This window comes from Agrobacterium sp. SORGH_AS 787 (assembly GCF_030819035.1).
Classification (GTDB): Bacteria; Pseudomonadota; Alphaproteobacteria; order Rhizobiales; family Rhizobiaceae; genus Agrobacterium; species Agrobacterium larrymoorei_B.
In genome coordinates, this window is record NZ_JAUTBG010000002.1 from 252,867 (window position 1) to 273,569 (window position 20,703).

Here is a 20,703-nt window from a genome sequence, read left to right on the forward strand (position 1 = left end):
GCGATGCGTAGCGTTTTTGTCGCCCTTTTTCTTTTGATCGTTCTGGCTGGCTGTGCGACCGCCCCGTCGCAGATCACCAATGCCTGCGCGATTTTTCAGCAACGGAACGGCATGTTCAACAACTGGCGCAAGGATGCCGAGGCGGCACAGCGCGAGTTCGGCGTGCCGGTACCGGTGATGATGGCGACGATCTATACGGAATCGAGCTTCCAGCCCTATGCCCGCCCGCCCCGCACCAAGCTCTTCGGCTTTATTCCGTGGAAGCGTCAATCCACAGCCTATGGCTATGCCCAGGCGCTGGACGGCACATGGGACCGCTATCGCCGCGAGACCGGCCGCTGGAGCGCCAGCCGCACCGACTTCACCGACGCCATCCATTTCGTCGGCTGGTATCACTCCACCAGCAACCGCCAGAACGGCATTGCTCTGAACGACCCCTATAATCTCTATCTCGCCTATTATTCCGGCCATGGCGGCTATGCCAATGGTGTGTGGCGCAACAACGCGGCCATCCAGAAAGCCGCACGCCGCTCCGCCAATATGGCGATCCGCTATGAGGCGCAGCTTCGGCAGTGTGGGTATTGAGAAGAAGCCGCGGCTGAGCCGAAATGCGCTCGGCCGCCGCGCACTCTATTCCTCACATATAGGGCGTCAAAAACGTCCGCACCGCGTCGATTTCATTTGACCGAATCTCATGCCCGCCAGGGTGCCACTCTCCCGTAACCTCACCGCCTTGTGCTTTGAGATAATCGGCGAAAGCCTTGGTCATCGGCACCGGGCAAATCGGGTCGCGCTCTCCGGCAGTGACCAGAACCCGACGCGATGGCGGCGCAGGTGCAGCTTTCGGTGGGAAGGGAATGAGCGGGTGCATGAGGGCCGCCGCATCGAAGAGGTCAGGAAACTCGATTAGGACATTGGCGAGAATATTCGCGCCGTTGGAAAAGCCGAGCCCGATCACCTTCCCCGCCTGATGCGCATCACGGTGTGCCACGACAAAGTCGGCCATCCGGCGGGTCGCCCGGTCGAGATCGTCGAGATCGTAGACGCCTTCGGCCTTGCGGCGGAAGAAGCGCGCGGCACCATGTTCCGAAACATCGCCGCGCGGCGAAATCACGCTCGCATTCGGCAAAAGCCGTGAGGCGAAATCGAAGAACTGGTTCTCGTCGCCGCCGGTGCCATGGAAGACAAAGAATGCCGTCTGGCCGGGCGTGCCGGCGCGCAGCTTATGAATGTAACTGTCGGTGCTCATCTCGTACTCCTGAAATCCTCTACGAGGCCGGCGTTGGAGCCAGCCTCGCTCGCCTGACGTTCAAGCCTTTACCGAACCATCGAGCGGCTCAAGATGCTGCTCAAGGAACGGCCGCAAATGCTTGTGCTGCTCCGGCAGTTGCAGCGTCTCACCCAGATGCGCGGTGTCTTCGTCACGGTCGAAGCCGGGTTCGTTGGTGGCAATCTCAAACAGCACACCACCCGGCGTACGGAAATAGATCGCCCAGAAGTAATCACGGTCGATAACCGGTGTCACCTGATAGCCCGTGTCCATCAGCGCTTTGCGGACTTCCAACTGCTTGGCGCGGTTTTCGACGGCAAAGGCGATGTGGTGGACGGAGCCGGCGCCAAGACGGGCACCGGAAATATTCGGCATGGTCTCGATATCGATGACATCCGCACCATTGCCGCCGGGAATGCCGAGACGAGTAACGCCATCCTGCCGGTCAATCTCCTGATAGCCCATGAACTTCAAAAGCTCTGCCGTCGCACCTTCGTCACGCAACCGTAGCGAGGCGCCCTGGAAACCATGGATCGCCTGATCCTGACCCACACCATTGCCGGTAAACTGCACACGGCTGTCATCCTTGACTTCAACCAGTGCAAAGCCATCCCCATCCGGACCGGCAAAATGCAGGCGCTTGTTGCCGAAGGCTTCATCCGCCTTCAGTCCTTCGACATTCGCTTTGGAAAGACGATCCTGCCAGTAGCCGAGTGAGCCTTCCGGCACGGAAAACAGCGTGGTGCCGACTTCCCCGGTCCCCGGCCGGCCGCGGGCGATATGCGGAAAGGGGAAATAGGTCATGACCGAGCCCGGCGAACCGACCTCATCGCCATAATAGAGGTGATAGACATCCGGCGCATCGAAGTTGACGGTCTGCTTCACGCGGCGCAGGCCCAGCGTATCGGTGAAGAAACGGTTGTTACCGGAAGCACTCGCAGCCATGGAGGTGACGTGGTGCAGGCCCTTGATCTGGTTCAACATGATAAACCCCTTGTGGTTCAACGGGGCTTCATCTCAGAAGCGCATCCCGTGTGTGATGGGCTGAAGATGGTGCAGATTGGCCTTGGCGCATAGAGTGAACAATCAGAACGGATCGTGCTTTTTCTGCGAACAGTTTTGGACTGCCTGCCTGTTGTCAATAGCTTGACTGAATCACTCAAATGGCTCGATGCAAGCCTATTCTCGTTACATCTCAAGTAACTGAAATACATGCGCAATTCTAAACGAAATTTAATTTGACTGTACTACCGGCAATTCTAGATTTCGCGTGTAAATTCCTCGGTTGGACAACCACCATGAACAAAATCCTTGTCAAAATTTCTGCCGCAATACTTATTACCACTGCAGTATCGAGCTGTGTGACGACGAATGCCGAAGGCATCAAGCAAGTCACTTATAAGAAGAACGCCCTTAGCGGAGAGCGCACCAAAATCGATTGGGCAGTGGCCGTGAAGGGAGATTGCAGCGCTCGCGTCATTCCGGAACTGCGCATTCTTCAGGCGCCTCAACACGGCACCGTCGACATCGTCCACGAGAAGATAGACGGGAGATTCCATGGGACCTATGCAAAATGCACCGGAAAAGACGTGCAAGGGACCTCCGCTTACTACACCTCGAAAAAGGGTTTTATCGGCAGTGACAAGGTTATAGTCCGCAACTCATACAAGGACGGCGTGGTGGTAGATGGTGTCGCCGAGATCAATGTCGTCAGGTGATTGACGTTAAAGGCTGAGACCGATCGGACGGTCGCGTCGGAACCCGCAGGTGCTTATTCAGCGCTGCGGGTTTCTTCATGACCCTTGATGAGCACAGCGCTTACACCTCCTCCGGCAACTGCCAGTCGATCGGGTCTCGTCCATGCGAGACGAGGAAGGCGTTGGCCTTTGAGAAATGGTGGTTGCCGAAGAAGCCATTATGGGCGGAGAGCGGCGATGGGTGGGCCGATTTCAGCACCAGATGTTTGCGCTGGTCAACGAAGGACGCCTTCTTCTGCGCGTAGGAGCCCCAGAGCAGAAAGACGACATGGTCGCATTGCTCGTTGACGGCGCGAATGACGGCATCGGTGAACGTCTCCCAACCCTGCCCCTGATGCGAGGCGGCACGCGCCTGCTCCACCGTCAGGACGCTGTTGAGAAGCAGAACGCCCTGCTTCGCCCAGCTTTCCAGAAAGCCATGCTTGACTGGATGGACGCCGAGATCGCTTTGCAGTTCCTTGTAGATATTGACGAGCGAGGGCGGGATGCGCACGCCGGGGCGCACGGAAAAGCAGAGACCATGCGCCTGGCCCGGACCATGATACGGGTCCTGCCCCAGGATGACGACCTTGACCTCGTTGAGCGGGGTCAGATCGAGCGCGCGGAAATACTCCGGCCCCTTGGGAAAGATCTGTTTGCCGGCTTCCTTTTCGGCCAGCAGGAAGCCTTTGAGCTTCTGCATATATTGGCTGTCGAATTCACCCGAAAGCGCCTGTTTCCAGCTCTCTTCGAGTTTTACGCCAGCCTCTGCCATGGTGAGCCGTCCTCTGTAAGTTGCTTACTTGAAGCGGTTGCCCCGCTGCAGCACTTCAATCTTGTAGCCATCCGGATCACAGATGAAGAAGTACTTGGCGAATGGCATGCCTTTGTAATCCGCCTCGATGATCTTGCCAACCGAAAGGCCGAGTTCGGTCAGGCGCGCATGCTCGGAATCCACATCTTCGACGCTGACGGCAATATGGCCATAGCCATCTCCCAGCGCGTAAGGCACTTCGCGGCCCTTGTTGACCGTCAATTCCAGCTCGAAATCGCCTTCGGGATTGCTGAGGTAGATCAGCGTAAAGGTCTCGAACTCGAAGCGCTCCGCAACGTTGAGATCAAAAGCCTGTTTGTAAAAATCCACCGAACGTTTTTCGTCCAGCACACGGACCATCGAGTGGATCAACTTCGCCATCGTATTTTCCTTCATCCTGTTGTGCCGGTTGTACCCCGGCATTTCGGCAGCCAGATAAAGCGGTAACACCGATATTTCAACCCCTTGGCGCAGAACGCGGCTCAGGCACGCTTTTCCTTTGTCAGGGTGGCACGCCCGTGTTACCCGCAGATATGCGCATTTTTTATCTCTGTCTCGGCTGTCTGATGGTCGCCACCGGCGTGGTCGGCGCGTTTCTGCCCATCTTGCCGACGACGCCGTTTCTGCTGGTGGCGCTCTGGTGCTTTTCCAAATCATCACCCCGGCTGGAAGCCTGGCTGCTGAACCACCCACGCTTCGGCAAATCCCTGCGCAACTGGCGCGAACACGGCGCCATTCCGCGGCGCGCCAAGATCGCCGCAGTCTCTTTGATGACAATGAGTTACCTGATTTACATCGTCATCTTGGCACCGCCCGCTCTTCAGATGCTGATCGTCGCACTCGTGATGATTGGCGCCGGGACCTTCGTCGTCACGCGTCCATCGCCGCCCCAGGAGTGAAGCCGCGGCCTAGCGATGCCGCGCCTGCGGCAGCACATAGGCGATATGATCGGCCGGCAGACGCCCCACCGCGCCCCCCACGCCATAGACGCGTGCAATCGTCTCGTCATTGATGGTCTCGAGCGCCGATCCGCAAGCGGTCACAGCCCCTCGGTGCATGACGATAAGTTGATCGGCGAACTCTGCCGCGAGATTGAGATCGTGGAGGATAGCCAGCACCGTACCGCCAGCCGCAACAAAGTCTCTGGCCGTTTCCAAGACGGAAATCTGGTGACCGAGGTCGAGGCTGGAGGTCGGCTCGTCCAGAAGCAGCACGCGGCTTTCGCCGTTCTCCACCGGATAAGGAACCTGCGCAAGCGCGCGGGCAAACTGCACCCGCTGCTGTTCTCCGCCGGACAGCATGTTGTAAGCCCGCCCCTCGAAGCCGCTCAAGCCCACTTTGGCAAGTGCACGGCGTGCCTGTTCATCAGGCGCGCGCGAGCCTTGTGCGACGGCGCCCATCCGCACGATTTCAAGCGCGGTGAAGGGAAAGGCCAGCACCGTGCTTTGCGGCAGGACGGCGCGAAGGCGGGCGAGCTGCACGGGCGAAAAGACCGAGAGGTCGATAGTGCCATAGGCCACGCTGCCCCGGTCCGGCTTCAGCTCGCCGCACACCACTTTCATCAGCGTCGATTTGCCCGCACCATTGGGGCCGATGATGACACTGAAGGTACCGGGCGCAAGGCTGATCGACACGTCATGGATCAGATGCCGCTCGCCGCGCGTAACGGTGATATTGCGTGCCGAGATCATGTCGCGCTCCTCAGCCCAAGACCGTTCCTGCCAAGCAGCAGAAAGAGGAAGACCGGCGCCCCGATCAGCGCCATCACCACCCCGATCGGCAGTTCAGCGGGTGCGGCAACCGTGCGGGCAAAACTGTCCGCGAGCAGCAGAAGTGCCGCCCCGCCAATCGCCGAGGACGGCAACAGGAAGCGATGCGACGAGCCGATGACGAGGCGCAGCAGATGCGGCACAACGATGCCGACAAAGCCGATAGAGCCAGCCGCGGCGACACTCGCGCCGCAGGCGGCCGCCACCACGACGATAACGATGCGCTTCAGCCTTTGCACGGGAATGCCCATGTGAAAGGCGGCAGCATCGCCAAGGATCAGCGCATCCAGCCCCTTGGAGACGAAGGGAATGCTGGCAAGGATCGCCAGCACGAAAGGCAGCGTCGCCAGCACCTTGGTGGAGGTGGCTCCGCCGAGCGAGCCAAGGCTCCAGAAGGTGATGTCACGCAACGCCCGGTCATCCGCCAGGAAGATCATCAGGCCGGTCAGCGCACCGCTCAAGGCAGCCACCGCGATACCGGCCAAGATTAACACCGTCGTCGAGGTCGCCCCGTTTCGTGTGGCGATGAGGTAAAGCAGGAAAGTGTTGATCAGCCCTCCGGCAAAAGCCATGACCGGCAGGAAGTGCACGCCGAGAAAAACCGAAAGCGGCGCAAGAAGCCCGCCACCCAGCGCCAGTGCGGCAACAGCGAAAAGCGCGGCACCCGAGGTAACGCCGACAAGGCCGGGATCGGCCAGCGGATTGCGAAACAGCCCCTGCATCATGGCGCCGGAGACGGCAAGTGCCGCGCCGATCATCAAACCGAGCCCCGTCCGCGGCAGGCGCACGGCCTCCAAAATGACGCGATCGCGCGCCTCCATCGTGGCTGCACCGCCGGTGAAGTAGAGCCAAAGCTCATGAAGCCCGACCCCGGTTGGGCCGCTTGAAAGCGATACGAGACAGGCGAGAAACAGAATGATGCAAAGCGCGACGAGTGTGAGCAGACCCTTGCGGGATCGATCGCCCGGCACCCGCCCCGCGGCTGCATTCATCGCCACGGCGCTCACGGCTTGACGATCTCCGGATAAAGCTTCGATGCCAGTTCACGACCGGCGTCTGGCGTGCGCGGGCCAAAGCCGATCAGATAAAGCCCGTCCATGCTGATCAGGGCCTTCGCCGCAGCGGCAGGTGTGGACTGGAAGGCGGGCAGCGCAAAGACGTCCTCTGGCTTTGCCGCATGGTTGCCGCGCTGCATGGTGAGAATGACATCGGGTGCTGCGGCAATCACCGCCTCATCTGTCAGCGGCTTGTAGCCGGTGATCTCGGGTGCTGCATTGACACCGCCTGCAAGCTCGATGATCGCCGCCGCTTCGGTCTCCTTGCCCGCCGCCATGATGCGCCCGCCCGCCATGGACAGCACGAAAAGCACCCGCTTCTTCTTGTCTCCGACGGCGGCAACATCCTTGGAAAGGGCAGCAAGATCGGCATCGACCTTGTCGGCCAGCACCTTCGCCTTGTCTTCCAGACCGACCGCCGCCCCAACGTCTTCGATCTTCTTTGCGATGGCCCTGGCGTCGGGTGGCGTATCCACCGTCACCATCGGCACTTCGCTGGCTTTCAAGATGCCGATGACATCCGGCGGTCCGGCACCGTCTTCGGAAAGGATCAAATCCGGCTTCTGTGCCAGAACGCCCTCGGAAGACAGCGCCCGCATATAGCCGACATCCGGCTTGGAGGTCGCCTCGATGGGATAGGTGCTGGTGGAATCGCGGGCAATCACGCGGTCACCCGCACCCAGCGCATAGAGAATTTCCGTAATCGTGCCACCCACGGCCACAATCCGTTTGGCCTCCGGATTGCCCTTGTCCGAAGCCGTCGCTTGAAGCGGCGTAAGGGCGACAAGCGCTGGTAAAACAAGACCAAGGAGAGCGTAACGGATTGAAACCGGCATGTGATAACCCTGCTATCGAACGGCGCGGCAGGACTGCCGCACATAAGTTGAGTTATTTACACATCTTTAAAATACGCACAATCCGATAAAGTGGAGTATCGGCGTTATCTTTTTGATTTTGCCCTTTTCATTTTTGCACTCGCTCAATATCCTGAGCAGCACATACCACTTAATGGAGACCCAAATGTTTATCGCTATGAACCGCTTCCGCGTTGTCCCGGGCTATGAAGAGGCCTTTGAGACCATCTGGCGCGAGCGCAAGCGCCATCTGAGCGAGATGCCGGGCTACCTTGAATTTCACATGCTGAAAGGCCCGAGCGCTGAGGATCACACGCTCTACGCCTCGCATACCGTCTGGGCGACGAAGGACGATTTCACCGCCTGGACGCGCTCCGAACAGTTCCGCGCGGCCCATGCCAATGCCGGCAACAATCGCGGCAAGGTCGAATATCTCTCCGGCCCGCATTTCGAAGGCTTCGACGTGATCATCCATGAAGACAAGAACGGCGAGACCCGCTCGGTCGCTGCATGACGATGAACGCTGTTATGACAGACGAGGCCAGTGAGCGACGCAGACGCGCGGAAGCGGCGCTGGCCGAAAAACCCGACGGTGTCGTGGAAGCCATTGCCGGCAAGGCTGAGGTGACCCCTGCCGAAATTCTGGCGATCCTGCCGCCCGGTGCCGCCATCCCGGCGCCCGCCGAAAGCTTCAACGCCATCTGGGACGAGCTTCGCAGCTGGGGCGAAATCCTGATGATCGTCCAGACGCCGGATATCGTCTTCGAAGTGGCAGGCACCCTGCCGGAAGGCAGCGAGGGTCATGGCTGGTTCAACATCCACGGCGATAGCCCCATTGGCGGGCATATCAAGAAGGAGGCTTGCGTCTCCATTGCCTTTGTCGATCGCACATTCCACGGACGCCGTTCGCTCTCGGTCTGGTTCATGAATGCGGGCGGCAGCGCCATGTTCAAGATCTTCGTGCGCCGCGACGCGCAGAAGGAGCTGCTCGCCCCTCAGGTCGCCCGCTTCGAGGCATTGCGCGACAGCTTTCGCGCCTGACGGTGATGAAGCCCGGGCTGCCGAATGATAGCATCGCGGCAGCCCTATCCGCACTCCTGCTTTGAACATCCGATGTCGCTCCCGGCATGTTCCCCGCCCTTCCTCTGCCGTATGAATTCAACACATTGATCTGAAGCGCAGAAGCAGTGCGGTGGAGGACTTGCGCCCAGGCACGTTTGCGCTATTAGGCACCAAGAAGATCGCGAGGGGTAAGACCAGATGACGACCTATGTATTGACCGTAGCTTGCAAATCCACACGCGGCATCGTCGCCGCCATCTCGGGTTATCTCGCGGACAAGGGTTGCAACATCGTCGACTCTTCGCAATTCGACGACCTCGAAACCGGCAAGTTCTTCATGCGCGTCTCCTTCATCTCGGAAGAAGGCGTGTCGCTTTCAGACATCAAGGAAGGCTTCAAGCCGGTTGCCGAGCGCTTCAAGATGGAGGCTGAAATCTTCAGTGATGGCGAGCGCACCAAGACGCTGCTGATGGTGTCGCGTTTCGGTCATTGTCTCAACGATCTGCTCTATCGCTGGAAGATCGGCGCGCTGCCGATCGATATCGTCGGCGTCGTCTCCAACCACTTCGATTACCAGAAGGTTGTCGTCAACCACGACATTCCCTTCCACCACATCAAGGTGACGAAGGAAAATAAACCGAAGGCGGAAGCGCAGCTGAACGACCTGATCGAAAGCACCGGCACCGAACTCGTGGTTCTGGCGCGCTATATGCAGGTTCTCTCCGACGACATGTGCCGCAAGATGTCCGGCAAGATCATCAACATTCACCACTCCTTCCTGCCAAGCTTCAAGGGCGCCAACCCCTACAAGCAGGCCTATGAGCGCGGCGTGAAGCTGATTGGCGCCACCGCCCATTACGTCACCGCCGATCTCGACGAAGGTCCGATCATCGAGCAGGACACCGTGCGCATCACCCACGCCCAATCGGCAGACGATTACGTCTCGCTCGGCCGCGATGTGGAAAGCCAGGTTCTGGCGCGTGCCATCCACGCCCACATCCACCACCGCACCTTCATCAACGGCAACCGCACCGTCGTCTTCCCGCCAAGCCCAGGCTCCTATGCGTCCGAGCGGATGGGATAACGTTCCGCCCACCATCAATCTTTGACAAATAGACAACCATAGTTTACACTTCAGATGTTTACCGTTCGCGAAACAATGGAGTTCTCGAACTGGCTGACCAAGCTTAAAGACGTTCAGGCGCGAGCGCGAATTGTCCGGCGGGTCGATAGGCTCCAGCGGGGCAATCCCGGAGATGTCAAGCCGGTTGGCGAGGGCGTCAGTGAGCTGAGGATCGATTACGGTCCCGGCTACCGGGTCTATTTCATTCAGGAGGGTAAGCTCATTATCGTGTTGCTCTGCGGTGGAGATAAGAGCTCGCAGAGCCGGGACATTTCACAAGCCAAGGCACTTGCCAAGGCGTTGAAGGAGTAGGCCATGGCTGTGGAAACTCGTGAGTTCGACGCAGCACGTTATCTCGATAGCGAAGAGGCAATTGCCGCTTATCTCGCTGACGCCACCGAGAGCGGCGACGCGGCAGAGATTGCTTATGCCTTGGGCGTCGTCGCCCGCGCCAAGGGCATGACCGATCTGTCCAAGCAGACCGGCCTGTCCCGGCAGACACTCTACAAGGCGTTGAGCGGAGAAGGGAATCCAGAACTCGGCACCATTAGCAAGGTGGCCGATGCTTTGGGCTACAGGCTCTCTTTGGTCGCTAAAACGCAGACCGATGCCGCGGCTTAGGCAGCGACATCCCGGGGAAGCCAAAATTAATTTTGGATCATAAGCAACTGACGACGCTCCGCGCCGTTTCTGTTGCGCAGTCCAACCAAGAGGCTTCCTCATGAAAAAGCTGATTATCGCCGGCGCCGCAGTGTTCATCGCGGCCGGAACCGCTTTCGCCCAGCAGCCACCACCGCCGCCTCCACCGGCACCGCCGGCCGATGGAATGGCAAAGCCCGACGCTCCGCCGCCGCCGCCAGGCCCTCGTGGTCCTATGGAGCGCGGCCCCGGTCCAGACGGTCCAGGCCCGGACGGCCCACGTGGCCACATGCCTCCCCCGCCGCCGCCCTCCAAGGGTGCGCATTTCCGCATCGAGAGCGGTGAGACCAAGATCGACGTCAAATGCGCCGATGATGAGCCGATGAAGGCTTGCGCCGACATCATGATGCAGCTCATCGACAAGATGAACGATTAAGCCTTTGGATGTGGCAGGGTGGCGATGCGCTGCCCTGCCCTTTCGTTTTGATCGATCAGAACCGGATCGACGCCTTCAGCCCGCGTCCACCCGCACCATCTTCGAGAACAAGCGCCGCCTTGAAAAGCGTTGCGATTTCCTCGACGATCGCTAGCCCCAGCCCAGCCCCCGGCGCCACATTCCCCTCACCACGCGCAAAGCGCTGGCGCACGATGGCGCGCTTTTCCGCTGGGATGCCGATGCCATTATCCTCAACCTCAAGACAAGCCCTGCCGTCGACCTTAAGCACCCGCACGGTAATTTCCGAGCCGCGTCCGGCATAGGCAATCGCATTGCTGATGAGGTTGCCGAGAAGTTCTCGAAGCAGCAGCGGTTCAGCCTGGACGGTCGCCGCGTCCACCTCCTCGAAACCGAGATCGATATCGGCTTCTGCCGCGCTCGGCACGAAATCCGCCGTCACCGATTGGGCGAGCGAGACGAGATCGACGGCAACGAGGCTCTGCTTTTCGCCGGACCCTGCGGCATCGATATTGGCCATGCGCAGAAGCTGCGCCAGAATATGCTCGGCATGGGCAACGGAGGCGTCGCCCTTCTTTGCTGCCGCCTTGGCCTCTTCCAGCGTCTGGGCGCGGGCAGCAAGCGCCAGCTGCGTGCGAATGATGGCAAGCGGCGTGCGCAACTGGTGGCTGGCATTGCCGGTGAAATGCCGCAGCGCGTCGAGCGCCGATTGCAGCCGCACCATGAAAGAGTTCACGGTTTCGACGAGGTTCTCGACCTCGACCGGCACGGATTGCCGGATCGGATGCAGATCGTCGGGGCTTCGCTCGCCAATCGCCTCGCTCAAGCGGTAGAGCGGGCGCAGCGACAGGGTCACCGCCACCCAGACGATCGCCGCGGCACCCAGGATCATCAGCAGCAGGCGCAGTGCCGAGCGCAGGATGATGGCGCGGGCAAGCCGGCTGCGGGCGATGGTGGTTTCCGCCACTGTGACAGTAAAGGGCACGGAATTGATGCCGGTGGAGGCAAAGCGGCGCAGGGCCGCAACGCGGATCGGCTCTCCACGAAACACCGCGTCCTGAAAACGCGGGCTGTCGCCTTGCAGACCGCTCACCGTGGGAAGGTTCTGATAGCCGGTCAAGAATTGCCCGTTCGGCCCATCGACCCGGTAGAAAACGCGATCCTGCGCAGCAGAGGTCAGCATTTCCAGCGCGACATAGGGAATATCGACTTCCAGCGTGCCGTCTTCCGCCACCACCACGCGTTCAGCGATCGCCAGCGCCGAGCCGGAGAGCACCCGGTCGGAGACGATGTTGGCGGTGTTGATCGCCTCGCGATAGGTATCCGCCAACGCCACGCAGCCGATGATCGCGGTCGAGACCAGCAGCCAGCCGAGAAGCCTGCGCCGAAGCGAATAGGCGACCTTCCTCATTCGGCAGCCTCGGCCAGCCTTTCGAGATAGTAGCCGATGCCGCGCGCGGTCTTCACCGTCAGCCCGTGGGGCGCAAGCCGCTTGCGCAGACGGCTGACATATTGCTCGATGGCATTGCCGGAAAGCTCGTCGTCAAAGCCCGTCAGCGACTGGACGATGGCTTCCTTCGCCACCACCTTGCCCGCCCGCATGAACAGAACCTCCAGCAGCGCCACTTCGCGCGCCGGCAGATCGAGCGGATGACCGCCTGCGGAAAAAGTGCGCGATGTGAGATCGAAGGAGACATTGCCGAAACTGACGAGAGAGGAGCGTAGGCCCGCATTGCGGCGCAAAAGCACGCGCACCCGCGCCTCGAACTCGGCAATATCGAAGGGCTTGATCATGTAATCGTCAGCGCCGAGGTCGAGCCCCCTCACCTTTTCCTCCGGCGTGCCGCGGGCGGTGAGGATCAGCACGGCGGCCTTGTCCTGGCGCGCGCGCATCGAACGCAGCACGTCGATGCCATCCTTTTCCGGCAGGTTCAGATCGAGGATGACGAGGTCGAAATTCTCCGCCGCAATCGCGGCATCCGCGGAATTGCCATCCGACACCACATCCACGGCATAGCCACTGCCGCGCAATAGCGCCGACAGTCCTTCCGACAGAACCTGATTGTCCTCCACCAGCAGAATGCGCAAACGTGAAATCCCCCTCGCGTCAGGACGTTACAGCATCGGCCCGAAAATCGGAATCGATTTTCGGAAAGCACGATGCGTAGATCAAAGAAGATAGAGCGTCCTTTGTGCGTCCAATAGGACGCACGGCGCTCTAGCGAAGTCGTTCGCACTTGTGAATGCCGTTCTCAAAGGATCGCTTATGAAGCCCGCTTGTGAAGGACAACGGCCTGCTGCATGATCACGCCCATGCGTATCACCCTAGCTCTTTGTCTTGTCCTTCTCGGCAGCGCCGTCTCGCACGCGCAGCCGATGCTCTTTCCCGCACTTTCTGGCAAGAAGGATGCTCAGACGCTGGTGGTCTATTCCTCGCTCGATGAACCGCTCGCCACCCCGATGATCGAGGGTTTCCAGCGCGCCAACCCGGATGTCGCCGTTTCCTATGAGGATATGCTGACCGGCGAGATCTACGACCGCATCGTGGAGGAGACCGATAGTGGCAGGAAGACCGCCGATTTCGCCTTCTCCTCCGCCATGGATTTGCAGGTGAAGCTGAGCAATGACGGCTATGCCCAACGCTCCGACCTGCCCGGCAGCGCGCTCTGGCCCGCATGGGCCAACTGGCGCAATACCGCCTACGCGCTGACCTTCGAGCCCGCCGTTTTCGTCTATCACAAGCCGAGCTTCGTCAACGAGAAGCCACCGGCAAGCCGCGCCGAGTTCGTCGACTATCTCGAGCGCCACGCCAAGGACGTACACGGCCGCATCGCCACCTATGACATAGAGCGCTCGGGCGTCGGCTTTCTCTTCATGTCGCGCGATCAGGAGCAGTTCGGCGACATCTGGAATGTCATCAAGGCCATGGGTGCTGCGGGCGTAAAAGTCTATTCCACCAGCTCCGCGATTCTGGAGCGCATCTCCGATGGCCGCTTCGTCTTGGGGTATAACATCCTTGGTTCCTACGCCGCAGATTGGGCCGCCCGCCACCCGGATGTCGGCATCATGCTGCCAAGCGACTATACCGTCGTCATGTCGCGCATCGGCCTCGTGCCGCAGGCCGCCGCCAACCCCGAGCTTGGCCGCCGCTATCTGCAGTTCTTCATGTCGAAGGAAGGCCAGACGATCATGGCGCGCCAACTGCAAATCCCCGCCGTCAGCCCGGAAGTGGCCGGCGAAAACACCGCCAACACCATGCAGGCCATCCACGGCGCCCAATTGCGCCCCGTCCCCGTCAGCCCCGGCCTGATGGTCTATCTCGATCAGGTCAAGCGCGCCCGGATTATAGAGCGCTGGAACGAGGCGTTGCGGTCTCAGTAACCAACCACTATCGCCGCCATCAATCTCGTCCGCGGACCTGGCCTGGGATCATCACAGGGCAGGACATGGCTCAAATGATTCCTCGGCCGTGTACTCTCTCATGTGAGTTTGGGGGTTCCCTCGCACACGACCTCGCGATGATGAGGGACCCCTCCTCCCCGTCATCCTCGGCCTTGAGCCGAGGATCCACGTTTTCCACTAGCGTCAAAGCCTTATGGATCCTCGCCTCAAGGGCGAGGATGACGAACGATAGGTTTTCGCCCTCGATCATAGGACTGTCCCAACCGATGTTGCTGACGTTCATCGACGCCACAACGCTGGAAATTTAGATAGGTTTTACACAGTGCACCAAAGAACTTCTATGTCGTGAGGCAGTGCAATACCGAATGTGAGCAGCCGAAGGGACTGCAGGCACTGGCAAAACACCCTCTCGTAAAAATTAACAGCCGATAAACGCCGCAACCCTCACACCGCGTCAGTTAGATGACAGCTTTGTGTGGTGCTCTGCAATTCTTCTTCATGCCGTGGAGGCGGCCGGAGAAGCGGGAGGAAAGTCTCATCGCATCATACCGTTCAACTGGCAGCGTCTTCGCGCCATGTCGGTCGCTTTGCGTGCTCCTTCCGTTGTCATATCGCAACAATGCCGAATGGCATTCAAGGAGGACTTACGTTGAAGCATTTTTTCCTCGCCTCGCTTCTGGCTGGCGCCATCGCTCTTCCTGCAGCAGCCGCTGATTATACCATCATCGCGCCTGCCAATCCGGGCGGCGGCTGGGACCAGACGGCCCGCTCGCTGCAGACGGTTCTGCAGGAAGAAGGCATTTCCAAGAGCGTGCAGGTTCAAAACGTTCCAGGCGCTGGCGGCACGATCGGTCTCGCGCAGTTCGCAAGCCAGCAGAAGGGCAACCCCAATGCGCTGATCGTCGGCGGTTACGTCATGGTGGGTGCCATCCTCACCAACAAGGCGCCCGTTACGCTCAAGGAGGTCACCCCGATTGCCCGCCTGACCGGCGAATATGAAGCTGTCGTGGTTCCCGCCTCTTCGCCGATCCAGAACATCAATGATCTGATCGCGCAGCTGAAAAAGGATCCGGGCAGCGTTTCCTGGGGCGGCGGTTCGGCTGGCGGCACCGACCACATCACGGCTGGCCTGATTGCCAAGGCAGCGGGCATCGACCCGACCAAGATCAACTATATCGCCTATTCCGGCGGCGGCGAAGCGCTTGCCTCCATCCTCGGCGCGCAGGTGACCGCCGGCATTTCCAGCTATGGCGAATTCGAAAGCCAGGTGAAGGCTGGAACGCTTCGTCTTCTCGCCGTCTCCAGCGAACAGAAGCTGGAAGGCGTCGACGCACCGACGCTGAAGGAAAGCGGCCTCGACGTGGTCGTGCAGAACTGGCGCATGGTTGCCGCCCCTCCCGGCCTGACGCCGGAGCAGGAAAAGGCCGTCAATGCCGATATCGAGAAGCTGGTGAAATCCGCCAAGTGGCAGGAAACGCTGAAGACCAAGGGCTGGATGGATACCTATCTCGCCGGTGATGCGTTCAAGGCGCAGCTCGACAAGGACACGGCGTCCACCGAAACCATTCTCAAAGACATCGGACTTGTAAAATGAGCCAGGGTATCACCCCCTCACAAACACCAAAACGCCGCCCTGATTGGGCGGCGCTCCTCATCGCAGTGGCGCTGGTCGCCATCGCCGCCGTCATCTTCTGGGATTCCGGTCGTCTGGCCAGCGTCACCGGCTATTCGCCGGTCGGCCCGGCAACCGTGCCTTACGCCATCGGCTTCTGTCTTATCGGTCTGGCAATCTGGACGGCCATCGAAGCCTGGCGCGGGGATTTTCCCGAACGCGACCATCAGGAAGTCGGCCCTGTCGTTTGGGTCGTTGCGGGCCTTGCCGCACAGATGCTGTTGTTGAAAGTTGCGGGTTTTTCCATTGCCACCGGCCTGCTGTTTGCCTTCACCGCACGCGCCTTCGGCAAGAAGAAGCTTCATTATTCGATCCCGCTCGGTATCGCGATCAGCTTCGTTGTGTGGTTCATCTTTGCGCGGCTGTTGCAGCTCTCTCTTCCGGCTGGCCCGTTCGAGCAGCTTTTCATCTGATCTCGGCTTTAAAGAACAACATGAGTTGGGGTCTGAGGACGCGGGCGCATTGAGCCGGAGCAGCCTCGCCCGACAGGGGGACATCTGTCCATGAGCACATTCGAATTCCTTCTGCACGGTCTTGAGGTTGCAGCCCAACCGATGAACCTGCTCTACGCGCTGATCGGCGTGACGCTGGGCACGGCCGTCGGCGTGCTGCCCGGCATCGGCCCGGCGCTGACGGTCGCGCTGCTTCTGCCCGTCACATACAGGCTCGACCCTGCCGGCTCGCTCATCATGTTTGCCGGTATCTATTATGGCGGCATGTATGGCGGCTCGACCACCTCGATCCTTTTGAACACGCCCGGCGAAAGCGCCTCGATCGTCACGGCACTCGAAGGCAACAAGATGGCCCGCAAGGGACGTGGTGGCCCCGCACTTGCCACCGCCGCCATCGGCTCCTTCGTTGCCGGTCTGATCGCCACGATCGCGCTTGCCTTCGTTGCGCCTTACATCGTCAAGCTGGCACTGGTCTTTGGCCCGCGTGAATATTTCGCGCTGATGGTTCTCGCCTTCGTCACCGTATCGTCCGCCTTCGGCGATTCGGCGCTGCGCGGCCTCACCTCGCTCTTCATTGGCTTCACGCTTGCCATTATCGGCATCGATCAGCTGACCGGCCAGACCCGCATGAGCTTCGGCGTCCCGGACCTTCTCGACGGCGTCGAAGTCACCACGCTAGCGGTCGCCATGTTCGCGATTGGCGAGACGCTGTTTATCGTTGCACAGGGCCAGACCGGCCAGGACAAGATCGAAGCGGTCAAGGGCTCCATCTGGATGAGCGCACAGGACTGGGCTCGCTCCTGGAAGGCCTGGCTGCGCGGCACGCTGATCGGCTTCCCGATCGGCGCGATGCCTGCCGGTGGTGCGGAGATCGGCACATTTCTCTCCTATGCGACGGAGAAAAAGCTGACCAAATATCCGGAAGAGTTCGGCGAAGGCGCCATCGAAGGCGTTGCCGGTCCGGAAGCGGCCAACAATGCCTCGGCTGCCGGTACGCTTGTTCCGCTTCTGACGCTTGGCCTGCCCACCACGGCAACCGCTGCGATCATGCTGGCCGGTTTCCAGCAATATGGCCTGCAGCCCGGTCCACTGCTGTTTGCCACCAATCCGCAGCTCGTCTGGGGCCTGATCGCCAGCCTCTTCATTGCCAACCTCATGCTGCTGGTTCTCAACCTGCCGCTGATCGGCTTGTGGGTGAAGCTGCTGACCATCCCGAAGCCATGGCTTTATGCCGGCATTCTGCTGTTTGCGACGCTCGGCACGATTGGCGCAAACCCATCGGTCTTCGAACTCGGCATGCTGCTCGCCTTCGGTATCCTCGGCTATATCATGCGCATCTTCGGCTATCCGATCGCGCCGGCCGTCGTCGGCCTCATCCTCGGCCCACTTGCCGAACAGCAGCTGCGCCGTGCGCTGGCCATCGGCCAGGGTGATCCGAGCGTTCTCTTCACCTCGCCCATCGCCGTCGGCCTCTTCCTCGTGGCAGCCGCCGCCTTCATCGTTCCGCTGATCATGCGCATTCGCGGCCGCGGCCAGGTACTGACGCAGCTTGCCGCGAATGAAGACTAAACAGACGTAGAAATGCCTCCCAAGGCGAAAAGCCTCGCATCCATCAGTGATGCGGGGCTTTTTTGCTTCACGTGCGATCGTCGTCACCGGTTTGCGAAAACCATATTAAACAGAACATCAGGCTTTGCGCGCAGATGTGAAAGAGCGCAGCATGGCTGGCGGGGAACAGAGGAGGATAAGTCTGAGTTAGACACTCATCTATTGCTTCTGTGATATCCTCGGAGCCAACATGCGAAAACTCAGCCTCCTTATCGTCCTTGCCCTCGCCTCCTGCACTTCGGCCAGCGCTGGCGTCGAACCTATTCCTGGCAGCATCACCTATGGTGGGCAACCACACACCAAGCTGACCAAAGCGCCCGCCGGCTCCACCATGAGCCACAGTTTTCGTACGGGTGACGGGCGCCTCGCACTGGAAACCTACCGCATCGAGCCTGATCGTTCGCTCACCTTGCTGAGGCGGGAGATTATCAGCGACTACCCGGAGCAATGACTGCCCGCACCTCCCCGGACAATTTTTACAGCGCCCCCCGAAGCTGGAGGAACATCATAGGCCGCTACCCGTTCCTCTCCTGAACACGAGAAGCGGCGCACGGCCGTGACTGTCCAGGAGAAGAAGATGAAGACGCACAAGACCAGAAACGACCTGCCCTCCAACACCAAGTCCACGGTGATCGGGCTTTTGAACGAGGCACTGGCTTCGATGATCGATCTGGCACTCCTCACCAAGCAGGCGCACTGGAACCTCAAGGGTCCGCAATTCATCGCCGTACATGAGCTTCTCGACAGCTTCCGCAAGCTGATCGACAACCACACCGACATCATCGCAGAGCGCGCCGTCCAGCTTGGCGGCACCGCGCTCGGCAGCCTTCAGGCGGTCTCCTCCACCACCAAGCTCAAGGCGTATCCGACCGATATCTACAAGATTCAGGATCACCTGGCAGAACTGATCGAGCGCTATGGCGATGTCGCCAATCTCGTGCGCAAGTCGATCGATGAGGCGGATGAGGCGGGCGATGCCAGCACGGCGGATATCTTCACCGCCGCATCTCGCGATCTCGACAAGTCGCTCTGGTTCCTCGAAGCCCACGTGCAGGAAAAGGCCTAAAGCACGGTCCAAGCGAAAGTGTGCAGCAGTTTTGCGATAACGACATGCGATAAAACAAGGACCTAAAGCGTGTGAGCGAATCTGAAAGATCGCGACAAATTTTTAAAGCCTCATACGATCTTTCAGATTGAATCGCTGCGCTTTAGCCGTCTGTTTTACGACGTACCCCTATCGCAAGACCGCCGCACAAGTTTGCGCGGACGATGCCTTAAAACGACAAAGCGCCCGGCCAAGACCGGGCGCTGCCTCATATCGGTTGAATTGACTAGTGCCGCCGCAAAACTGCTCGGCCGATGTCCCGAAGCATGTCGTGATCAAGAATGCCGCGCTGGGCGCTTCTGATCAGCACGGCGGCGCACTCATTCGCCACCTGACTGCTGCGATCCTCCAAGCATTCGAAACAAACACCGTCAAAGATAGTCTGCAGATCTGTGACCTGCTGGGGCGACAACTGGCCGCCGACTCGCTGAAATGCCGCGTAGGACAAGGCTCATCCTCCCGTAACATGCTGACAAACGATGTTAATTTCTGTGAACAGTTAATTTCTACACCCGATCGAATCAGATGTCGAATCAGATTTTAACGAATTATCAATCACTCATTTATTGGAACCACAGTGTCATGCCGCCGTTATATTAACACAACATAATAGAGGAGACACCACCATGGACTGGAACCGCGTTGAAGGTAACTGGAAGCAGGTCAAGGGTAAGATCAAGGAGCAGTGGGGCAAGCTCACTGACGATGATCTGGACCAGATCGCAGGCAAGCGCGACCAGCTGGAAGGCAAGATTCAGGAGCGCTACGGCGTCGAAAAGGATCGCGTTAAGGGTGACGTCGACAGCTGGTACGGTCGCCAGGGTTGGTAGTCCGACCCAATAGAATTATCGTCGACAACGGGCTGCGCAACGCGCGGCCCGTTTATTTGTGGGCAAGTCGCCTTACTGGCGGGTCACACCCTCGCCGAGCACCTTCTCAGGACTGACATCCACCATCCAGCCGATCCCCCTGAACGGCACACCGTCCCGGTCGTAAATCAGCCGTCCGCCGACACGTATGAGCCTGAATCGGCCCGGCTCATATTCAACGGGATATTCTTCCTGATAGAAATTGCCGTAGAGAAGGCTGTCATGGATCGCCTTTGCCACACGCTCTCGGTTGACAGGGTCGATCTTCATCAGAAAGACCTCGATCGGAAGCCCCTCCGCCGCCTCCACCTCAGGCACGCCGCAAAGCGCTGCGCAGACGCGATCGAGCGACAACCGGTTCTCGATGATGTCCCACGTATGATAACCGACCTCACTTGGGTCCCTGCCCAACAGGCAATCCATTTCCCACTCCAAATCCAGATCACAGCCCGCCGAACCCAGGACGCGCAGACCGCTTGCACATATCCTAGGCAGTAATGCCTATACGGGCAATTTAAGGGAACACTAACATTTGTAATTGCCACCGGTGAAGTGTCGATTTCATTAAAACGACACTATCAACGAAATTTGTGCGCAAAACGAGGCGGCCAAGATGAAATATTCCGCGCATTATATGCATTCGCAAGTATCGCTGCTGGTTTGATCTTGGAATATACTAGCGGCCCAAAAGTCGTATGATCAAACCGAATGTAGGCTGACACCACGTACCGGAATTTATGGGAATATGTGGGAACAGCCGGGAATTGGTGAGAGCCGTTGAAAACAAAGGGAAAATCGGCTGTTCAAACGGGAGCCACCA

Annotated in this window: 27 protein-coding genes; 17 read left to right on the plus strand and 10 right to left on the minus strand. The window is 59.5% G+C overall.

Features of this window, described 5'->3' with window-relative positions; genetic code table 11:
* The first annotated feature begins 3 nt into the window (after window positions 1-3).
* On the plus strand, window positions 4-585 hold the full coding sequence (locus QE435_RS10640; RefSeq protein WP_309771616.1) for a transglycosylase SLT domain-containing protein: 582 nt from the start codon (window positions 4-6) through the stop codon (window positions 583-585).
* 52 nt (window positions 586-637) lie between these two features.
* Here the strand turns inward: QE435_RS10640 and QE435_RS10645 are convergent, their stop codons facing one another.
* Together QE435_RS10645 and QE435_RS10650 are read right to left on the minus strand one after the other, a co-directional pair.
* Window positions 638-1,249, minus strand: coding sequence for an alpha/beta hydrolase (locus tag QE435_RS10645; protein WP_349041332.1), 612 nt, complete (start codon window positions 1,247-1,249; stop codon window positions 638-640).
* A 60-nt stretch (window positions 1,250-1,309) separates the two neighbouring features.
* A complete protein-coding gene (locus QE435_RS10650; RefSeq protein ID WP_349041333.1) occupies window positions 1,310-2,254 on the minus strand; it encodes a VOC family protein in 945 nt (314 codons plus the stop codon).
* 314 nt (window positions 2,255-2,568) lie between these two features.
* Here QE435_RS10650 and QE435_RS10655 point away from each other — a divergent pair, with 314 nt between their 5' ends.
* Window positions 2,569-2,988: a hypothetical protein gene (locus QE435_RS10655; protein ID WP_349041334.1), complete on the plus strand. Its 420-nt coding sequence runs from the start codon at window positions 2,569-2,571 to the stop codon at window positions 2,986-2,988.
* 100 nt (window positions 2,989-3,088) lie between these two features.
* On the opposite strand, the gene ung is transcribed toward QE435_RS10655, so the two are convergent.
* Together ung and QE435_RS10665 are read right to left on the minus strand one after the other, a co-directional pair.
* Entirely contained in the window at window positions 3,089-3,781 is a 693-nt protein-coding gene (gene ung / locus QE435_RS10660; RefSeq protein WP_309771618.1) for a uracil-DNA glycosylase, read from the minus strand.
* A 24-nt stretch (window positions 3,782-3,805) separates the two neighbouring features.
* Window positions 3,806-4,201, minus strand: a complete 396-nt coding sequence (locus QE435_RS10665; RefSeq protein WP_349041335.1) for a VOC family protein — start codon at window positions 4,199-4,201, stop codon at window positions 3,806-3,808.
* Window positions 4,202-4,353: 152 nt separating this feature from the next.
* On the opposite strand from QE435_RS10665, the gene QE435_RS10670 reads away from it, so the two are divergent.
* Window positions 4,354-4,719 carry a YbaN family protein gene (locus QE435_RS10670; RefSeq protein WP_349042840.1) on the plus strand — a complete coding sequence of 122 codons (366 nt, stop codon included), beginning with the start codon at window positions 4,354-4,356 and terminating at the stop codon, window positions 4,717-4,719.
* Between the two features lie 9 nt (window positions 4,720-4,728).
* On the opposite strand, the gene QE435_RS10675 is transcribed toward QE435_RS10670, so the two are convergent.
* From QE435_RS10675 to QE435_RS10685, 3 genes are read right to left on the minus strand one after another with little or no spacing between them, the layout of a single operon-like run.
* A complete protein-coding gene (locus QE435_RS10675; protein ID WP_349041336.1) occupies window positions 4,729-5,511 on the minus strand; it encodes a heme ABC transporter ATP-binding protein in 783 nt (260 codons plus the stop codon).
* On the minus strand, window positions 5,508-6,596 hold the full coding sequence (locus QE435_RS10680; protein ID WP_349041337.1) for an iron ABC transporter permease: 1,089 nt from the start codon (window positions 6,594-6,596) through the stop codon (window positions 5,508-5,510). The genes QE435_RS10675 and QE435_RS10680 overlap by 4 nt, the downstream gene beginning before the upstream one ends.
* Complete coding sequence (locus QE435_RS10685; protein WP_349041338.1) at window positions 6,593-7,480, minus strand: ABC transporter substrate-binding protein; 888 nt, start codon at window positions 7,478-7,480, stop codon at window positions 6,593-6,595. The genes QE435_RS10680 and QE435_RS10685 overlap by 4 nt, the downstream gene beginning before the upstream one ends.
* A 184-nt stretch (window positions 7,481-7,664) precedes the next feature.
* Here QE435_RS10685 and QE435_RS10690 point away from each other — a divergent pair, with 184 nt between their 5' ends.
* The 6 genes from QE435_RS10690 (at window position 7,665) to QE435_RS10715 (ending at window position 10,757) form a co-directional block, all read left to right on the plus strand.
* The gene (locus QE435_RS10690; RefSeq protein ID WP_113180716.1) at window positions 7,665-8,012 is read left to right on the plus strand and encodes an antibiotic biosynthesis monooxygenase; all 348 of its coding nucleotides are present in this window, start codon (window positions 7,665-7,667) and stop codon (window positions 8,010-8,012) included.
* Window positions 8,009-8,539 (plus strand): heme utilization cystosolic carrier protein HutX, encoded by a 531-nt coding sequence (hutX, locus tag QE435_RS10695; RefSeq protein ID WP_349041339.1) that lies wholly within the window; start codon window positions 8,009-8,011, stop codon window positions 8,537-8,539. The genes QE435_RS10690 and hutX overlap by 4 nt, the downstream gene beginning before the upstream one ends.
* Window positions 8,540-8,758: 219 nt before the next feature.
* Window positions 8,759-9,643 (plus strand): formyltetrahydrofolate deformylase, encoded by an 885-nt coding sequence (purU, locus tag QE435_RS10700; protein ID WP_112520849.1) that lies wholly within the window; start codon window positions 8,759-8,761, stop codon window positions 9,641-9,643.
* A 54-nt stretch (window positions 9,644-9,697) separates the two neighbouring features.
* Window positions 9,698-9,994, plus strand: coding sequence for a type II toxin-antitoxin system RelE/ParE family toxin (locus tag QE435_RS10705; RefSeq protein WP_349041340.1), 297 nt, complete (start codon window positions 9,698-9,700; stop codon window positions 9,992-9,994).
* Window positions 9,995-9,997: 3 nt separating this feature from the next.
* Window positions 9,998-10,303 (plus strand): addiction module antidote protein, encoded by a 306-nt coding sequence (locus QE435_RS10710; RefSeq protein ID WP_349041341.1) that lies wholly within the window; start codon window positions 9,998-10,000, stop codon window positions 10,301-10,303.
* 100 nt (window positions 10,304-10,403) lie between these two features.
* Entirely contained in the window at window positions 10,404-10,757 is a 354-nt protein-coding gene (locus QE435_RS10715; protein WP_349041342.1) for a hypothetical protein, read from the plus strand.
* Between the two features lie 55 nt (window positions 10,758-10,812).
* Here the strand turns inward: QE435_RS10715 and QE435_RS10720 are convergent, their stop codons facing one another.
* Both QE435_RS10720 and QE435_RS10725 read right to left on the minus strand, forming a co-directional pair.
* The gene (locus QE435_RS10720; RefSeq protein WP_349041343.1) at window positions 10,813-12,186 is read right to left on the minus strand and encodes a sensor histidine kinase; all 1,374 of its coding nucleotides are present in this window, start codon (window positions 12,184-12,186) and stop codon (window positions 10,813-10,815) included.
* Complete coding sequence (locus tag QE435_RS10725; RefSeq protein WP_062425152.1) at window positions 12,183-12,863, minus strand: response regulator transcription factor; 681 nt, start codon at window positions 12,861-12,863, stop codon at window positions 12,183-12,185. The genes QE435_RS10720 and QE435_RS10725 overlap by 4 nt, the downstream gene beginning before the upstream one ends.
* A 225-nt stretch (window positions 12,864-13,088) precedes the next feature.
* Between QE435_RS10725 and QE435_RS10730 the strand changes: the two genes are divergently transcribed.
* From QE435_RS10730 to QE435_RS10765, 8 genes are all read left to right on the plus strand, one after another.
* Window positions 13,089-14,156: an ABC transporter substrate-binding protein gene (locus QE435_RS10730; RefSeq protein ID WP_309771626.1), complete on the plus strand. Its 1,068-nt coding sequence runs from the start codon at window positions 13,089-13,091 to the stop codon at window positions 14,154-14,156.
* A gap of 670 nt (window positions 14,157-14,826) precedes the next feature.
* Window positions 14,827-15,771 (plus strand): tripartite tricarboxylate transporter substrate binding protein, encoded by a 945-nt coding sequence (locus QE435_RS10735; RefSeq protein WP_306934076.1) that lies wholly within the window; start codon window positions 14,827-14,829, stop codon window positions 15,769-15,771.
* Window positions 15,768-16,262, plus strand: a complete 495-nt coding sequence (locus QE435_RS10740; protein ID WP_306934078.1) for a tripartite tricarboxylate transporter TctB family protein — start codon at window positions 15,768-15,770, stop codon at window positions 16,260-16,262. The genes QE435_RS10735 and QE435_RS10740 overlap by 4 nt, the downstream gene beginning before the upstream one ends.
* Before the next feature lie 90 nt (window positions 16,263-16,352).
* On the plus strand, window positions 16,353-17,870 hold the full coding sequence (locus QE435_RS10745) for a tripartite tricarboxylate transporter permease (protein WP_349041344.1): 1,518 nt from the start codon (window positions 16,353-16,355) through the stop codon (window positions 17,868-17,870).
* Between the two features lie 229 nt (window positions 17,871-18,099).
* The gene (locus QE435_RS10750) at window positions 18,100-18,360 is read left to right on the plus strand and encodes a hypothetical protein (RefSeq protein WP_309771628.1); all 261 of its coding nucleotides are present in this window, start codon (window positions 18,100-18,102) and stop codon (window positions 18,358-18,360) included.
* Between the two features lie 105 nt (window positions 18,361-18,465).
* Complete coding sequence (gene dps, locus QE435_RS10755; RefSeq protein WP_309771629.1) at window positions 18,466-18,975, plus strand: DNA starvation/stationary phase protection protein Dps; 510 nt, start codon at window positions 18,466-18,468, stop codon at window positions 18,973-18,975.
* 310 nt (window positions 18,976-19,285) lie between these two features.
* Window positions 19,286-19,558: a hypothetical protein gene (locus tag QE435_RS10760; RefSeq protein ID WP_349041345.1), complete on the plus strand. Its 273-nt coding sequence runs from the start codon at window positions 19,286-19,288 to the stop codon at window positions 19,556-19,558.
* An 82-nt stretch (window positions 19,559-19,640) separates the two neighbouring features.
* Window positions 19,641-19,844, plus strand: coding sequence for a CsbD family protein (locus QE435_RS10765; RefSeq protein ID WP_349041346.1), 204 nt, complete (start codon window positions 19,641-19,643; stop codon window positions 19,842-19,844).
* Between the two features lie 72 nt (window positions 19,845-19,916).
* Here the strand turns inward: QE435_RS10765 and QE435_RS10770 are convergent, their stop codons facing one another.
* Window positions 19,917-20,306 carry a PAS domain S-box protein gene (locus tag QE435_RS10770; protein ID WP_306934089.1) on the minus strand — a complete coding sequence of 130 codons (390 nt, stop codon included), beginning with the start codon at window positions 20,304-20,306 and terminating at the stop codon, window positions 19,917-19,919.
* Window positions 20,307-20,703 lie beyond the last annotated feature (397 nt).